Here is a 16,728-nt window from a genome sequence, read left to right on the forward strand (position 1 = left end):
GGAGCTAACTCAAAGGTGTAAAGTAATAGATGACATTAGAAAGAGGAGGAAATTATGGAAAGTAACGTAGTCGCAACACAGCAAAAAACGTATTTTTTTAGTAATCGTGATTTGGCTAAATTGTTTATTCCTTTGATTATTGAACAAGGGTTGGAATATCTGGTGGGCTTAATCGCCTCGATTTTAGTTTCAAGAGTTGGCGAAGCAGCAGTGTCGGGTGTTTCTCTTGTGGAGTTTCTCATGGCGCTCTTTATCAGTATTTTTGCCGCTTTTGCAACTGGTGGCGGCATTGTTGCAGGTCAATACTTAGGTGACCGTGATGGTGAAAATGCTAATAAAGCTATCAATCAATTAGCGAAATTCACTCTTATATTTAGTATCGTGATTACGGTTTTTATTTTTGCCATTAAACCGTTAATTTTAAATCATTTGTTTGGCTCAATTACGCCAGCAGTTCATGCCCAAGCCGATCGGTATTTTAATATCGTTGCCTTATCGACACCATTTATTGCCATGTATAATTGTGGCGCAGCGATTTTTAGAACCTTAAACAAATCACGCTTGCCGATGAATATTATGTTGGTCATGAATGGCTTGAATATTTTAATGGGGATTAGTTTGATTTATGGTCTCGGTTGGGGTGTCGAAGGTGTTGCAGTACCGATTTTGCTATCACGTGTTGGTGCCATGGTGCTAGTTCTTTGGTTTGCACATCACTTGACATCTGAATTAACTTTGGGAAACTTTTTGCGTGAAAAAGTTGACTGGCAGATGATTAAAAAAGTTCTTGGTATTGGACTACCATTTGGGTTTGAAAATGGCATGTTCTTTCTTGGTCGCTTGATTGTGTTATCAATTGTGTCTTTATTTGGAACAGCGGCGATAGCAGCTAATTCGGTTGGTGGAACGATTATTATGTTTCAGGCACTTCCAGGAATTTCTATCGTGCTAGGTTTAGCAGTTATCATTTCAAAATGCGTTGGTGCTGGGGACTATGAGCAAGCAGAATACTATAAGCGTAAGGTTAGCCGAATTATTCATTTGGCAAATGGTGCGATTTCTTTGCTCATTATTGCTGCAATGCCGTTATTGATGAAAATCTATGATTTGTCTGCGCAAGCAACGCACTATGTTTGGATTATTGTCCTTGCACACGGTATTCTTGTTAGTATTTTTTGGAATTCTGGTTATGTGTTACCTGTTGTTTTTCGTAGTGCTGGAGATGCCAATTTTCCAATGGTAGTTAGTACTTTATCAATGCTATTAGCTCGTGTGGTATTTGCCTACATTTTTTCTGTTATGCTTGGTATGGGAATGCTAGGAACGTGGGCAGCTATGTTTTTAGATTGGTTTATCAAAGGAATCATTTATGAAATCCGCTACCGAAAAGGAACATGGAAAAATTATAAGTTAGTCTAGGAAAAACAATTTTAAAATTAAAAAAGCATCCATGCCTTTCAAGCATAATATCTATAAAATATAAGTATTTGTAATAGTTGTTAATCCTTGTTATGATAGCTTTAGTAATTAAAGAAAAGGATTAATTTATGCAGAAAACTTCAAATCGTTCATTAATTTTACTTTTAACAATCGGTGTATTTGGCATTCTGAATACAGAAATGGGAATAACAGGCATCTTGCCACATATCGCTGAGCATTACAGTGTTTCATTGACAACGGCTGGTTTGTTGGTATCTGGTTTTGCTTTAGTTGTTGCTATTGCAGGACCAACCATGCCTTTACTATTTTCAAAGGTCAATCGTAGATTAGTTATGCTTTTGGCAACAGGTGCTTTTACCTTGAGCACTATCGTTTCGATTTTGGCGCCAAATTTTACTGTTTTACTGATTGCGCGTGTTTTACCAGCAATTTTTCATCCTGTCTATGTCTCTATGGCGATGACGGTAGCCGCCACATCTGTTCCTGAAAACGAATCGCGAAAAGCAGTTGCTCAAGTTTTTATGGGTGTTTCAGCTGGAACACTTTTAGGCGTACCAGTGTCTAATTTCTTAGCAAGTCAATTTTCACTTAGCTTAGCAATGATTTTCTTTGCTATTATTAATTTACTTGTTTTTATCGGAACCATCATTTTAGTACCATCGATGCCAGTGACAACTGGATTATCTTATGGACAACAATTAAGCATTTTAAAACGTAAAACGATTTGGATTTCTATTATAAGCGTTCTTTTATTGAATGGAGCAGTGCTAGGTTTTAATTCCTATATGTCAGATTTCTTAGAGAGTTTCTCACAAATCAACGTTAATCTAATTGCCTTGGTTTTGTTAAGTATTGGGCTGGCTAATATTATTGGAAATGCTTTAGCTGGACAATTTTTAGATAAAAATACTCATCGATTACTGATTAGTTTGCCACTATTTCTTATCCTTGATTTAGCTTTACTATTTTTCTTTGGAAATCAAGCACTAGCGATGATGATTTTAGTTGTCATTTTTGGAATACTTGGTGGACTTGCGGGGAATGTGAATCAATATATGATTTACAGTGTTGGTGAAGATGCACCCGATTTTGCTAATGGTCTGTTTCTGGCGGCTGCCAATCTTGGTGTGACCGTCGGAACATCGTTTACAGGTGTGTTTATAACGCTTGGTGGTGGTAGTCAATTTAGCATTTTGGGAAGTATCATTATGCTTATTATCGCTTTTATAGCTATCCTTACTCGTCAAAAATGGCTTGCACTATTAAAATAAAAAACACTATTCATGCCTTTCAAGCATAACATCTATAAAATATAAGTATTTGTAATGTATGATAACCTTTGTTATCATAACTTTAGAATAAAGATAGGAAAAAAGAACATGACTGAAGAATTACATTTAACTCAAGAATGGGACAAAGTTTTTCCAAAAAGTGATAAGGTTGACCACAAAAAAGTGACTTTTCATAACCACTTTGGAATTACTTTAGTTGCTGAGTCGTTTGTTCATAAATAAGAACTTCCTCTCTTTATAGAAGACCCTTTCATTTTATAAAGCATTACTTAACCATTTCTAAAATATCATATGACAGTTTGGTATGTAATATTAATAATAAATGACAAAAATCTCCTAAAATACGATTAAATTGGATTAAAAAACGCTCTAAAGGCGTCAGAGTAAAAATTTATGAGGAAGCTCCAAATTTTAAAAATATTCATTGAGAAATACGTAAACAAATAAAGCTAAGCACTTTGTCTTAGCTTTATTTTCAAAACTGATTTTAAGTCGTTTTACGGTCAAAGAAGTTGTAAATGTATTCGATAATCGCAAGGATAACAAAACCAATTGCAACCAATCCAAGTGTGCCTGAGGCACTTGTTTGCCCAAAGATACCAGCAATGGCATTTACCATTGGTGCGGCAAAAGCAGCACCGAGATTGATTCCCATAAGAATGACCGATGTGGTTAAGGTACCACCATTTTTAGGACCGACTTGTGCCACGCGAAGAAAAGCTTGTGGGAACACCCAACCAAAGAATAAACCAGCAATGATAACGCCTGTTGTTACTAAAGCAACGTTTGTCGCTGTGGCTACCAAGTAGAAACCAAGTGCAATGCCGGTATAGGCAACTGGTAAAATAAAGTTACCAATTAATTTTGAAACTGGGGCGTAAAGAAGGGCTGCTACCATGGAAGAGAAACCAAGTAAAGCAAGAATTGATGACGCAGCAGACGGCGTTATCATCGCGACACCTGAACATAATCACACCACAAGTGCAGCTTTAAAAAGCACGATTGAATGGCTTTCCTATCAAATTCATCCCTTTGATGGCAAACCAGTTATGATTGTAGGAGCCTCTTATTATCAACAAGGGTCATCACGGGCACAGTTACACCTTCGTCAAATTCTTGATTCCCCAGGTGTTAATGCCATGGTTTTACCAGGAAATGAGTTTCTCCTTGGAAATGCTAAAGAATCCTTTGCCAGTCATTATCATTTGAAAAATGAAGCAACCATCAATTTCTTAGGAACTTGTTTAGAAAATTTTATGAAGTATGTTAGTTTGGTAAACGGACTGAATGCCCCAAACGAAGAAATTCTCAAACCTGCTGGAGCTAACGAAAGTACACCAGTATCTACGGATGCTAATTCAGGTGCTTCAGCTAGTTGGAATGCGAGTGCAGCCCCAGTAGCCAAGCCTATCACCTCTAACTCAACAACCCCATTTGATAAAACACTAGACGACATCTTTGGTCCTGATTTAGGCATTGAAGGAAAAGATATTTTAGATACAGTAACTCTAGATTAAAAACAAAAACGCCTTTGTGGCGTTTTTTTGATTAATTAAGCAATTGCTGATAAAGATTTAATTCCTCGTCCTCGTCAACGTTAAAGATAATTTTATTAACAAATTGGCTGTGTTCTAAAAAGTCTTTTGCGGTTTGAATGGCAATTCTTGCCGCATTTTCATTAATAAAATGAACTTCATCATCTGTTGCAAGAGATGATAGGGCAACAGATTCAAGATGATTTTTTTCTGCCAACGTTAGACAAGATAAGTAACTTTTAGCAAGTAAATCTTCGTCAATCGGCGTCAAATGCTCGTTGATAGCAGGACTAACGGTGTGAAGTACAAATTTGGCAGGCAAGTTATAAGCTGGCGTAATTTTTGCCGTGCCGGTTGGTTCATCATGACCTTGTTCTTGTATGAGTTTGTAGCAATCCAGACGAAGTTGTACACCAGCATAGGTATGAATAGTATTGTCAGTGCAGTCATGAAGTGGTTGGAAGCAACCAAGCATACGACGATTAGCAGTATTGACAATGGCATCCACCTTGAGACGCGTAATATCACCTTTCCAAACATAAAGGCGGTCGTCTGTTGGAATTGGGCGTAGATGATTTAAGAAAACAACGACACGCTCTGCTTTTTTAAGTTGTAGATAGTTATCTTGCATATCTAAAAAGCCACTTGAAACCGCCATTGGTGGACGAACGTTAAGAAGAGCACGCAATAATGTTTCTTGACTATCCAAGTCACTAGACACATCAATTGCTCTAAATTGTGGATTTTCCTTAATCAGGTAATCTAGAAGGTAGGTTACCATTTCTTTTTTTGTCATATGGTCTCCTTAGCATAATAAAATCGCTTTCCTAAGCATAAGTATATCACCTTTTTAAGGAATTAGCATTAAGAAAAATGAAAAAATCTAAAAATGACAAATAGGAATCCGTGTAGCAATAATGAATCCCTATTTTTTGATAATCAATTCCAATGCTTTTTGTAATTTTTCTTCTTGTTTTTCTTTATCCTTAACTGGATTTTCGATGATTTGATTGATTTTGTTGCTAATAACGATACCCATGGTACGGTTGATGCTAGAACGAACAGCAGTTAATTGTGTTACGATATCGATACATTCTTTATCGTCCTCAATCATTTTTTGAATCCCACGCAGTTGCCCCTCAGCACGTTTTAAACGATTAATGATGTCTTTGTTATCTGTTGCCATAAAGCTCTCCTTTAATTGCTATTATACCGATATGGGGTATTGTTTGTCAAACCCAAGACATTATCGTTGACAGTAAATTGTAGGATGTGATATCATCAAAATATACCCATAGGGGTATCTATCGACAGAGAGGAGACAAGGTTATTTTTCTAAAAAAATTATTTTCATCATCGATAAAAAATATTGATGTTACGGAACTTCAACGACTTTTAGATAAAGATATTGTGTTATTAGACGTTCGAACAGCTCAAGAATACGCTAGGGGGCATATTAAAGGAGCTCGGTCATATCCTTTAGACCGTTTGAATACCTATCAGGGTACCAAAGATAAGCCAATTTATCTTATTTGTCATTCTGGAGCTCGCAGCAAACGTGGCGCAAAATTATTACAACAAAAAGGCTATGAAGCCATTTCGGTTAAAGGCGGTATGATGGCTTGGCATAGAAAAATTATCGGAGGAAATAAATGATTAAAATTTTGATTGTTGGTGGTGTCGCAGGTGGGATGTCAGCAGCGACTCGTTTACGCCGCTTAATGGAGGATGCTGAAATCATTGTATTTGACAAAGGACCTTATGTTTCATTTGCCAACTGTGGGCTTCCATTTCACGTTTCTGGGGAAATAGCAGAGCGTGAAAGTCTTATCGTACAGACACCAGAACGTTTGAAAGCACGATTTGCTATTGACGTTCGACCAGATTCAGAAGTGGTGGCAGTTGATACGGATAAGAAAAACATCACAGTTCGCCATGCGGATAAAGTCTATACAGAATCATACGACAAACTGATTTTGTCACCAGGTGCCAAACCAGTTGTTCCTCAAATGGTAGGGCTAGATAGTGCTGATAACGTGTTTGTGCTTCGCAATATTCCTGACTTGGATAAGATTCTGAATGCATTAAACGACACCAAAGCTAAATGTGCCACTGTTATTGGTGCTGGGTTTATCGGACTTGAAATGGCAGAAAATTTGTCTAAAAAAGGCTTGCAAGTGACAATTGTTGAAAAGGCACCGCATGTTTTGCCACCGTTAGATGAAGAAATGGCAGCTTTTGTTAAGGATGAATTGACACGAAACGGTATAACGGTTTACACTAATCAATCTGCCAAAGCTTTCAAGGATAATGGAAAAGTTATCATTCTTGAAGATGGTAGTGAGCTACTATCTGATATTACTATCATGTCAGTTGGGGTTCAACCAGAATCAAATTTAGCTAAAGAAGCAGGTCTTAAACTTGGTATGCGTGGGGGTATTCTTGTTAATGAGTATTATCAAACCAGCAATCCAGATATTTACGCTGTTGGAGATGCCATTATTGTCAAACAAGAAATCACTGGTCAATATGCGCTTATTTCTCTAGCTAGCCCAGCAAACCGTCAAGGTCGCCAAGTTGCGGATAATATCGCTGGCATTGCTCGTCAAAATAAAGGAAGTATTGGAACAGCTATTGTTCGTGTCTTTGATTTGGCAGCTGCTTCAACAGGCTTGAGTGAACGCATAGCTCGCCAACAGTTTGAAGATGTAGCTGTGGTTCATACGACATCAAAAGACCATGCTAGTTATTATCCCAATGCTAGCGATATCGTTTTGAAATTGATTTTTAATCAGAAAACGGGTGCTATTTATGGAGCGCAAGCTGTTGGGCAAAAAGGTGTTGATAAGCGTATTGACATTCTGGCAACAGCGATAAAGGCAGGACTAACGGTAGCTGATTTACCAGAATTGGAATTCACTTACGCACCGCCATTTGGCTCAGCTAAAGACCCAGTAAATATGGCAGGATATGCTGCGCTTAACATTATGGAAGGTATTAGTGAAAACGTTCAATGGTATGCTTTATCAGATGAATTAGCCAAAGGAAAAATGTTACTTGATGTTCGTACGAGAGAAGAAGTTTCACGCGGTCATTTTGCAAATAGTATTAACATACCACTTGATGAATTGCGTGACCGTTTAGCAGAATTAGACGCCAATCAAGAATACATTATCAGTTGCCACAGCGGGCTTCGTTCTTACATTGGAGAACGTATTTTGAAGCAAAATGGCTTTAAGATTCAAAATCTTGATGGTGCTTATTTCCTTTATAGTACTGTCAAACCAGAGGAGATTGTTCATGATTAAAACAATTACAGCTAGAGAATTACAAGAAAAAATAAGCAAAAAGAACCTGCATTTGCTTGATGTTCGTGAGAAAGTAGAATATGCCATGGGACATGTGCCAACAGCGGTTAATCTACCTTTAAGCGAATTTGTATCAAGCTACCAAACACTTGATAAGGACAAGGTTTATCATATCATTTGCCAAAGTGGCTCACGTTCTGAACAGGCAGCAGTTTTCTTATCTCAACAAGGCTATCAAGTTGTCAATGTCGCAGGTGGCACATCCGCTTGGATAGGAGTATTGGAATACTAAAATAGTTGACATCATTAAGCAAGGCTACTGGTCTTGCTTTTATGTTATAATCAATCTATGATTGATAAGAATAATATGTTACAAAATGCAGAAAAGTCTGTTTATGATAAATTACATACAGATACCAGTGCGCATGATTGGTGGCATGTGGTGCGCGTGAGAAATACAGCGCGTGAGTTGGCAGAAAAAGAAGGGGCAGACCAGTTTATTTGTGAATTGGCAGCGTTGCTTCACGATATGGCAGATGATAAGTTAAATGCTAATCCCGAGCAAGCTTTGACAGAGCTGAAAGCTTGGCTAATGCAACAAGAACTATCAGAAGAAGTTATTGACCACATTATCCAAATTATCACGACCATGTCATTCAAAGGAAGTGGTCAAAGTGTTCCGCCAACTTTGGAAGGTAAGATTGTGCAAGATGCAGACCGTTTAGATGCCATTGGTGCAATTGGAATAGCGCGGTGTATGGTTTATTCGGGAAGCAAGGGACGTCCGATTCATGACCCAAGTAAGGTAGCACGTGACAATCCTAGTTTAGAAGATTATCGCAACGGGCAAGATACGGCAATCATGCATTTTTACGAAAAGTTACTCAAACTTAAAGAGTTGATGAATACGGCTTATGCTAGAAAAATGGCAGAGCACCGTCACAAAGTTCTAGAAGAGTTTTTAACAGAATTTTACGCAGAATGGGACGGTAAGTTATAGGTTGCAATAAAAAGGCAAAATGTTATAATAGAAAAACGAAAAGATTGGGAGGTCAATAAAATGGCAATTAGACGTGCGACAATCGCTGATATTCCAACATTGATGGACCTTTTACAACAAATTCTCTATGTGCACCATGTGGCAAGACCTGATTTATTTCAAGAAAAAGGTGTCAAATACACAGAAGACGAATTAGCTGCACTTATTGCTGACGATAATCGTCCGATTTTTGTTTATGAAGATGATAATGGTAAAGTGATTGCACATATGTTTACTATTGTTGAAGACGTTAGCGCACCAAGAGTTCCCCAAAAAACACTCTTTGTTGATGATTTGTGTGTGGACGAAGCAGCGCGCGGACAAAAAATTGGTGAAAAACTCTATCAGTTTGCTTTGAAATACGCCAAAGAAATTGGTTGCTACAACCTAACGTTAAACGTCTGGAGTGCAAATAAATCAGCCGTTCGCTTCTATGAACGTCAAGGCATGACACCGCAAGAGACACGTATGGAACAGATTATTGATTAAAAATGCCTCTAAACATCTTTGTTTCTACGGCTTCAAAGTTCATATTCTGGTGACCTTATCTGGTTATATTCTGAACTCTGTTGTCACGCCAGCCCCTGTTCATGATATCAAGGTGGTCTATGAACTATTAGAGGGATGTAAGCAATCGGCTATCCTAGGTGATTTAGGCTAACTGAGCAGTGAACACAAGAAGGACTTAGAACAACAAGGTTACCATCTATGGACGCCGTTTCGTAAAAACATGACAGAGACCGAAGAACATACATTAGCTAGAAGCCTAGCCGGACTACAGTTACGAATTGAACAAATTATTCTGGCTCATAACTTACGCTATTTTGAAATGAACTAGCACCACGACTTTGAAGGAATTATTTTATATGCACTTTTACCAACTATTACAATTAGATCCTCTAACCTTAAAGCAAAAGATACATGATGTTGATAATAAGAAACAAAAACTTCAGCTTATAGCTTGTCTTTTTATAAGGGCAATTTTATTAGTCTCCTTTGCTATTTTTTGGATAAGCTCTCTAAATTTTATATTTGGTAAAGATATTTCATCGTTTTCACTTATTCTATTTTGTATTCTATTAACTTTACGTTTTGTACCATTTGGCTATAGAGTAGGTCATTCTCTAGTAGGATTAGGAATTGTTTTTATTATACTTTGGTTAGCTCCGTTCATTTCTTTAATAGCTTATCCATTTATACAATTCATACTTCATTTCATTTGTTTATTGCTTTTATTTTTTATCACCGGTAAAGAGCCCCAAATGGGTAACCCCGGATTATACTCCTTTTCCTATCTATATTTAATTGGAACAGTACACTATATATCCAATACTCAAGTAGTACATTCCTTTTTTATTTTATTATTTTCTTATGGACTTTTTGCTATCATCTTCTATCATAAACATAAATTTTCAAATGAAAACATTTCCTTTATTCATATAATAAAAGAAAATAGACATATAAATAACAAAAATATTTGGTATTTTTACTATGCGTTCGGAATTAGTTTATTACTCTTTCTAGGAACTTATTTACGAATTGATAGATTTATGTGGTCGACTTTTGCTTGTTCCTCTCTATTTTCTGGATATAACACTTTTAAAATTTCTGAAAGAGCAAAAGAGCGAGTTATTGGAATCTTTGGAGGATCAATTTTATCAGGGTTACTTCTGCTTCTTATTCCAACAAATTATCTTGGAATATTAGGCGGAATATGCTTAGGATTTTGTGCAACATATCAAAACAAAACGATTTTAAATTGTATTGGAGCAATCACTTCAGCAACATTAATATTTGGACTAAAAACAACGGTACTCCTACGAATAACACTTAACCTATTAGGAGTAGGGTATGCTTTTTTATATCATCTTATATTCGTAAATATTACTGGGTCTTTAATGAAAAAAGGAAAAAAGAGGTTGGGCAAAAACTAGCTTTAAAATAAAACCACACAACGATTTCAGTCTTGAAAACAATCAAGATGATAAAATCACTGTGTGGTTTTTGAGTGTTTAACGTTCTTAAGGCTAGATTCTTAGCCAATTTTGTTAGATTCATACTCATGAAGAGAAATCTAATCTCTGTTTGAATAGCTTGTCTCCCTCTAACGTGGACTCTGCGAACGCCAAAAACACTCTTCAATCTACCAAAAACGGGTTCAACATTAGTTTTCCGTTTGGCGTAGACACGAGAGCCTTCTTCGCTATTCAATTTTTCCTTTATGAGTTCTTTAAAGTAATTCCAAGTTGGATTGTAATAAATGTGTTTCTGATTGCCACCTTCTGTTTTGGCAAGTTCTTCCAACTCTGGTGTGTCTTGTATTTTTATCTGCCTCATAGATTTTAAAATCACGTTTAAAGCCATACTTATCACATCGACGAGCGTAGCACTTAAAAGAATAAATCACTCCGTCTGGTTTCATAAACTGGTCGGTTTCTTCAAGATAATTCCAATTACAGGAATTATTAGGACTGTTCTTATATTTCCTCGTTAATTCTTTTTGATACATGCCATAAGGGATTAGAGGTGTTTTTCCAGCTCATCCATGATAAAAACATAGTTTTCTTCACTTCCATAACCTGCATCGGCTACAATATGTTGGAATAAATCCAGAGTTTGGATAGAGTTTAGGAATGGCTCTAGAGTTCTAGTATCTGTTGGGTTTGGAAAAATGTCATTCAGTGGCATCATTTTCAATTCAGGCTTGGAAGGTGTCAGCCTTGCAGCCTATGGACAAGCTTGGCTAACAAATTTTGTTGTCGCATTACCATATAATTTTGTCGTGGTTGGTCCGATCGCTCGTTATTTCCTAGGTGAAATCCAAAAACAAACTGTACTAGCCTAAACACCCCCTAAAAAAGCAAGGATAACTCCTTGCTTTTTTAGGAGTTAAAAAGAAGTTTTGTCATTAAAACAACTTATCTTTATCACTTTTTCAAAAAAGTAGTATAATAACGGTAAGAACGATGTAACCGTTTTTAGAAATTGAGGAACAAGTTATGACTGATAACGTAAATGAAAAAGTTAATCAACTTGAACTTGAAACTTACGCAGCTAACGACGTTTACCAAGCTGCTAATACGCAAAGTTCTGGGTTAAAGCAACCACAAGTTGAAGAACGGCAAAAACGGTATGGAATGAATCAACTGAAAAAAGCTGACAAAGAACCTATTGTACTTACCTTCATTAAAAATTTTACAAGTCTAATGGCAATTTTGCTTTGGGTAGGTGGTGGCATTGCTATTCTGTCTCATAGTTTAGAACTTGGGCTTGTCATTTGGTTTGTCAATATTGTCAATGGGATTTTCAGTTTTGTACAAGAATACCGTGCCAGCCAAGCGACAGAAGCTCTCAAAAAAATGTTACCTTCCTATGCGCGTGTTATTCGTGAGGGACAAGAAGAGAAAATCTTAGCAGAAGAATTGGTACCTGGCGATGTCGTCTTGATTGAAGAAGGGGACCGTATTTCCGCAGATGGTCGGATTGTCTTTGCGACTGATTTGCAGGTTAATCAATCAGCGCTGACAGGCGAATCAAATCCCGTTTTTAAAACGAGTGAAGCTGATAATGACCCACAAAAGACAGCGCTTGAATACGATAATATGGTCTTTGCGGGAACGACAGTCTCATCTGGTTCGGCGAAAATGATTGTTTCTGCCATTGGCATGGCAACACAGTTTGGACAAATTGCTCACTTGACCCAAAATATGGCTGATGACAAGAGTCCGCTTCAAAAAGAACTAGACCATTTGACAAAGCAAATCTCAGTTATTGCGATTACAGTTGGTGTCATTTTCTTTATCGCAGCAACCCTGTTTGTTCATGAGCCATTTGCTAAAGCATTCATTTTTGCGCTCGGTATGATTGTTGCCTTTATCCCTGAGGGCTTGCTTCCGACCGTTACACTTTCTTTGGCAATGGCGGTGCAACGTATGGCTAAATCAAGTGCCTTGGTTAAGAAATTATCTTCTGTTGAAACCTTGGGAGCAACTTCTGTCATTTGCTCGGATAAAACGGGAACATTGACCCAAAATGCCATGACAGTTAATCACCTCTGGCAAGTTTCTGGAGCTTATGAAGTAACAGGGCTAGGATATTCAGCAGAAGGAGACATTCGTAATAGCGGTGGTAAGAAAGCTTCGCTTGTCGAAAATCAATCGCTTGAACAACTTGTCCGCTTCGCTCACCTTTGTAGCAATGCACAAGTCTTGCCACCTGATGACGAGAATGCTTCTTATACTGTTCTTGGCGACCCAACCGAGGCTTGTTTGAATGTTCTTGCCGAAAAAGCTGGAATTACTCTTGAAAATAATAATCGCTGGGCACCGCGCTTGAAAGAATTACCTTTTGATTCTGTGCGCAAGCGAATGACAACGATTAATCGCATTGATAGTTTGATTGATAGCAGTTCTTTGGTATCGATTACCAAAGGGGCTCCAAAAGAAATGACTGAGCTCTGCCATTATTATAAAGACCAAGAGGGCTTGCATGAAATGACTGCCGATATCCAAGCGCGTATTTTAGCAGCAAATGATGACTTTGCTAAAAATGGCTTGCGTGTGTTAGCTCTTGCTTACCGTGCTTTGGAAAAGGAGAATTTGGTTCAAGAAAGTCAATGGACTCAAGAAAATATTGAACAGCACATGGTCTTTCTTGGCTTGATTGCCATGAGTGACCCACCACGTGAAGGTGTGCGCGAAGCGATTGATAAATGCTATAAAGCTAGTATTCGCATTATCATGGTGACGGGAGACTATGGTTTGACCGCACTTAGTATTGCTAAGAAAATTGGTATTGTTCGTGGCGATGATGCACGTGTGGTAACTGGATTGGAACTTGAAAAGATGTCTGACGAGGACCTTAAAGAAGTTCTTACTGGTGAGATTGTCTTTGCGCGTGTGGCGCCTGAACAAAAATATCGTGTCGTAACAGCCCTTCAAGAATTAGGCGAAGTTGTTGCGGTAACTGGTGATGGTGTTAATGATGCGCCGGCCTTGAAAAAAGCTGATATCGGCGTGGCCATGGGTGTTACGGGAACGGATGTAGCTAAAGAATCTGCTGATATGATTTTAACGGATGACCATTTTGCTTCCATTGTTGATGCAGTCGAAGAGGGGCGAGCGGTTTACCATAATATCAAGAAATTCTTGACCTATATTTTCAATTCAAATACGCCAGAAGCGGTGCCGTCTGCCTTTTTCCTCTTGTCCCGCGGTTTTGTCCCACTCCCTTTGACGGTTATGCAAATTTTAGCGGTTGACTTGGGAACGGATATGATTCCTGCTCTTGGTTTAGGAGTTGAACCTCCAGAACCCAATGTGATGCAAGAACCTCCGCGCAAATTATCAGACCGTCTTTTAAGTAAATCACTTCTTGTTAAAGCGTTTCTATGGTATGGCTTGATTGAGTCGGCACTTGCCATGGGTGCTTTCTTTATCACTTATTTTTTACATAATGGCAATTTGGCAGTACTTGCTAGTTCAGGTCAACTTTATCGTGAGGCTACAACCATGACTTTGGGGGCTATCATTTTCTGTCAAGTTGGTATGGTGATGAATATCCGTACCTCTGACCAATCTATTCGTAAATTGTCATTATTTGGCAATTCCTTAATCAATATTGGCTTGGTAGTTGAATTAGCTATTTTTATCCTATTAGTTTATGTGCCTATTTTCCATAATCTCTTTAACACCGCGAGTTTGGGTGTGTGGCATTGGATTTATCTTATACTTTGCCCATTTGTCATCATTGGTTTAGAAGAGATTCGTAAGCGGCTGATGACACTTTAGAGACGATAAAAACGGTAACCCTAGCTTTTACATACGAGCTAGGGTTAGTTTTATTTTAAGGACGTTTGGAGCGTCGAAAGTCATTCAACGTTTTTAGAGAATTTGGTAGTTTGGCTTTTTCTTGACACTCTTGGAAAATGCTTGTAAAATTCAAGAGAGTAAAGAGGACGATATGGCAACAATTAATGATTATCTAGCAAAACATAAAAATGAAACGTTTGAGCAATTTCCGTTTAACGAAGCAGATATTCTTTGTTTAAATGAACTGGGATATTTTTGCTTTGAAGATTTAGATAATACGCTTGATTTTTCAAAAGAATTAACATTACATGACATTCTGATGCCTTACGAGGCTGGTGAGAGGGTATTCAATCATAGTTTTTTGGTAACCAAGGCGCGTGTTGAATTGCTAAAAAATGTAGCCTCATCACGACGGTTTGCTGATTTGCATCTGTCAGCTTATGTTAATGATGTTGATTCCGAATATGAGAGACAATTCTCTGCCATGGTTTTTAGTTTACCTGAAATTGATCATTATCAATTAGTTTTTCGTGGGACAGATGATACCTTGATTGGCTGGAAAGAAGATTTTAAATTAGCCTATGTTCGTGAAATTCCTGCACATCGTGCAGCAGTGACTTATCTTGAGCATTATTTAGCGAGTCATCCACTGCCTATCATGGTATCAGGGCATTCTAAGGGTGGGAATTTAGCCTTGTACGCTGTGGCTCATGTTAAGGAAAAATGGCGTTCGCAAATCAAGCAAGTTTATATGCTTGATGCACCAGGTTTGCAAGAAAAAGAACTTGAGCGAGTAGGATACCAAGCTATTCGTGAGCGTGTGCGTGTCATTCGCCCTGAAGGATCCATCGTTGGTGTTATGCTTTATAATGACATTGATCCTGTTGTGGTTAAAAGTCAGGCTTCTGGAATCATGCAACACGCTTTGACGACATGGCAATTTGATGTTGAGACGGGGCAGTTGATTTTAGCAGAACAGCCAACCGATTTAAGCCGTAATCTTGAAAAAACGTTTAAACAATGGACGGATGAATTGTCCAGTCAAGAATTGAAAATTCTTTTTGATACCCTTTTTGATACCTTGATGTCAAGCGGTATCAAAAGCATTAACGATGTGACGATTGACCGAGAATTTGGCGCGAAATTGGCAACAAGCATTGCTTCTTTTTATTCTATTGGAGCGGAGAAGAAATTGCTCCTTGCCAAATCAGCGAAGTTATTTCTTGAAGCTTTTGTCGGACATAGTAAACTGGGAAGTCTGGGAAAAGACCGCATTGCCCTTAATTTTCTTGATTTTAATAGCTTGTTGAGCTATTTGAATACTAAAAAATTGAAATAAAAATGGCTTTTTCAGTCTAAAAAGGAGGTTGCCGGCTTGCTAAAACAAATTAAATATTTTCAATCAGTTGTCGAAGAAAATTCCTTTACCAAGGCAGCCGATTCGCATTTTATCTCACAGTCAGCTATTTCACAGCAGATTCGGAGTTTAGAGGCAGAACTGGGTGTGACACTTTTAACGCGTAAAAATCGTGGCTTTGAGTTGACAGAAGCAGGGCGTTATTTTTATGAAAAATCGCTGGCGCTGGTAGCTGATTTTGACGCCCTTTGCCAAGAGACACAAGCCATTGCCAACCAACAAGCTGCGCAACTGTCCGTTGGTTATTTGTATTCCTATGAAGGCAGTGAAATTCAAGAAGCGATTGCGAGTTTTGCGAGTCAATTTCCTGATGTAGCGCTAACGGTCAAAACAGGAATGCATGACCAACTTTATGATGACTTACGCTTTGGTAAAATCGATTTAGTCATCAATGATCAGAGACGAGCTTTTTCGACAGATTATGAAAATTTGGTTTTGACTGATTTGCCACTTTACGTTGCATTTGCGGCTTTTAATCCGCATACCAAAGAAGAAGTGTTAGCTATTGAAAATCCCCTTGATAAGCCCTTGATTTTGGTTGCGGACAGCCAGCAAGAAGAAACAGAGCGCGCATATTACCGTGATTACATCGGCTTTTCAGGCGATATGCAATTTGCACCAAGTGCTACAGAAGCTAAAATGTCAGTCGTTGCCAATCGCGGCTATTTGCCACTTGAATTTGGAAAGGGAGCAAGCCTTCCACCGACACTTAGCTGTCGCCCAATATACAAGCAAGGAAAACCCATTTTACGTCGAATGTGCGCATTTTGGAAAAAAGATAACTCCGGCTATTACGTCGAAACAATGGCAGAGCTTCTAGCCAAAACTTTTCAGCAAAACTAAAACCAAAAAGGTATTTCAGATAAGTTTTTCTTATCCGAACTACC

Annotated in this window: 14 protein-coding genes and 5 pseudogenes; 15 read left to right on the forward strand and 4 right to left on the reverse strand. The window is 38.1% G+C overall.

The features are described 5' to 3' along the window. The first annotated feature begins 54 nt into the window (after positions 1–54). The 3 genes and pseudogenes from E8M05_RS04485 to E8M05_RS04495 all read left to right on the forward strand — a co-directional run. Positions 55–1,419: an MATE family efflux transporter gene (locus E8M05_RS04485; RefSeq protein WP_003064359.1), complete on the forward strand. Its 1,365-nt coding sequence runs from the start codon at positions 55–57 to the stop codon at positions 1,417–1,419. A 128-nt stretch (positions 1,420–1,547) separates the two neighbouring features. Then, positions 1,548–2,711: an MFS transporter gene (locus E8M05_RS04490; RefSeq protein ID WP_003064361.1), complete on the forward strand. Its 1,164-nt coding sequence runs from the start codon at positions 1,548–1,550 to the stop codon at positions 2,709–2,711. A gap of 108 nt (positions 2,712–2,819) precedes the next feature. Then, a pseudogene (locus tag E8M05_RS04495) lies at positions 2,820–2,951 on the forward strand (alpha/beta hydrolase); the annotation flags it as partial. Between the two features lie 268 nt (positions 2,952–3,219). Here E8M05_RS04495 and E8M05_RS04500 read toward each other — a convergent pair. Next, positions 3,220–3,684: pseudogene (locus tag E8M05_RS04500) on the reverse strand (MFS transporter); the annotation flags it as partial. Here E8M05_RS04500 and E8M05_RS11475 point away from each other — a divergent pair. After that, positions 3,668–4,010 (forward strand): annotated as a pseudogene (locus E8M05_RS11475) (NADPH-dependent FMN reductase); the annotation flags it as partial. The pseudogenes E8M05_RS04500 and E8M05_RS11475 overlap by 17 nt on opposite strands. A 270-nt stretch (positions 4,011–4,280) precedes the next feature. Here E8M05_RS11475 and E8M05_RS04510 read toward each other — a convergent pair. Together E8M05_RS04510 and E8M05_RS04515 are read right to left on the reverse strand one after the other, a co-directional pair. Beyond that, complete coding sequence (locus E8M05_RS04510) at positions 4,281–5,063, reverse strand: protein-ADP-ribose hydrolase (RefSeq protein ID WP_003064369.1); 783 nt, start codon at positions 5,061–5,063, stop codon at positions 4,281–4,283. Positions 5,064–5,192: 129 nt separating this feature from the next. Continuing rightward, a complete protein-coding gene (locus E8M05_RS04515; protein ID WP_003064371.1) occupies positions 5,193–5,453 on the reverse strand; it encodes a metal-sensitive transcriptional regulator in 261 nt (86 codons plus the stop codon). A gap of 86 nt (positions 5,454–5,539) precedes the next feature. Between E8M05_RS04515 and E8M05_RS04520 the strand changes: the two genes are divergently transcribed. The 7 genes and pseudogenes from E8M05_RS04520 (at position 5,540) to E8M05_RS04550 (ending at position 10,548) form a co-directional block, all read left to right on the forward strand. Next, the gene (locus E8M05_RS04520; RefSeq protein ID WP_003064372.1) at positions 5,540–5,923 is read left to right on the forward strand and encodes a rhodanese-like domain-containing protein; all 384 of its coding nucleotides are present in this window, start codon (positions 5,540–5,542) and stop codon (positions 5,921–5,923) included. Next, entirely contained in the window at positions 5,920–7,575 is a 1,656-nt protein-coding gene (locus tag E8M05_RS04525; protein WP_003064374.1) for an FAD-dependent oxidoreductase, read from the forward strand. The genes E8M05_RS04520 and E8M05_RS04525 overlap by 4 nt, the downstream gene beginning before the upstream one ends. Continuing rightward, positions 7,568–7,867, forward strand: coding sequence for a rhodanese-like domain-containing protein (locus E8M05_RS04530; RefSeq protein ID WP_003064376.1), 300 nt, complete (start codon positions 7,568–7,570; stop codon positions 7,865–7,867). Before E8M05_RS04525 ends, E8M05_RS04530 begins: the two co-directional genes overlap by 8 nt. Positions 7,868–7,924: 57 nt before the next feature. After that, positions 7,925–8,575: an HD domain-containing protein gene (locus E8M05_RS04535; protein WP_003064378.1), complete on the forward strand. Its 651-nt coding sequence runs from the start codon at positions 7,925–7,927 to the stop codon at positions 8,573–8,575. Positions 8,576–8,635: 60 nt separating this feature from the next. Continuing rightward, complete coding sequence (locus E8M05_RS04540; protein WP_003064380.1) at positions 8,636–9,103, forward strand: GNAT family N-acetyltransferase; 468 nt, start codon at positions 8,636–8,638, stop codon at positions 9,101–9,103. Between the two features lies 1 nt (position 9,104). Beyond that, positions 9,105–9,452: pseudogene (locus tag E8M05_RS04545) on the forward strand (transposase); the annotation flags it as partial. Between the two features lie 10 nt (positions 9,453–9,462). Continuing rightward, the gene (locus E8M05_RS04550) at positions 9,463–10,548 is read left to right on the forward strand and encodes an FUSC family protein (RefSeq protein ID WP_230321690.1); all 1,086 of its coding nucleotides are present in this window, start codon (positions 9,463–9,465) and stop codon (positions 10,546–10,548) included. Here E8M05_RS04550 and E8M05_RS04555 read toward each other — a convergent pair. After that, positions 10,499–11,290 (reverse strand): annotated as a pseudogene (locus E8M05_RS04555) (transposase); the annotation flags it as partial. The gene E8M05_RS04550 and the pseudogene E8M05_RS04555 overlap by 50 nt on opposite strands. On the opposite strand from E8M05_RS04555, the gene E8M05_RS04560 reads away from it, so the two are divergent. The 4 genes from E8M05_RS04560 to E8M05_RS04575 all read left to right on the forward strand — a co-directional run bounded on the left by E8M05_RS04560 (position 11,286) and on the right by E8M05_RS04575 (position 16,684). Further along, positions 11,286–11,459 (forward strand): DUF2798 domain-containing protein, encoded by a 174-nt coding sequence (locus E8M05_RS04560; protein WP_003064389.1) that lies wholly within the window; start codon positions 11,286–11,288, stop codon positions 11,457–11,459. The pseudogene E8M05_RS04555 and the gene E8M05_RS04560 sit on opposite strands and share 5 nt — an antisense overlap. 154 nt (positions 11,460–11,613) lie before the next feature. Next, the gene (locus E8M05_RS04565; protein WP_003064391.1) at positions 11,614–14,403 is read left to right on the forward strand and encodes a cation-translocating P-type ATPase; all 2,790 of its coding nucleotides are present in this window, start codon (positions 11,614–11,616) and stop codon (positions 14,401–14,403) included. A 172-nt stretch (positions 14,404–14,575) separates the two neighbouring features. After that, positions 14,576–15,763 (forward strand): Mbeg1-like protein, encoded by a 1,188-nt coding sequence (locus E8M05_RS04570; RefSeq protein WP_013851712.1) that lies wholly within the window; start codon positions 14,576–14,578, stop codon positions 15,761–15,763. A gap of 36 nt (positions 15,764–15,799) precedes the next feature. Beyond that, on the forward strand, positions 15,800–16,684 hold the full coding sequence (locus tag E8M05_RS04575; RefSeq protein ID WP_003064395.1) for a LysR family transcriptional regulator: 885 nt from the start codon (positions 15,800–15,802) through the stop codon (positions 16,682–16,684). Positions 16,685–16,728 lie beyond the last annotated feature (44 nt).

The organism is Streptococcus pasteurianus, from assembly GCF_004843545.1.
GTDB lineage: Bacteria > Bacillota > Bacilli > Lactobacillales > Streptococcaceae > Streptococcus > Streptococcus pasteurianus.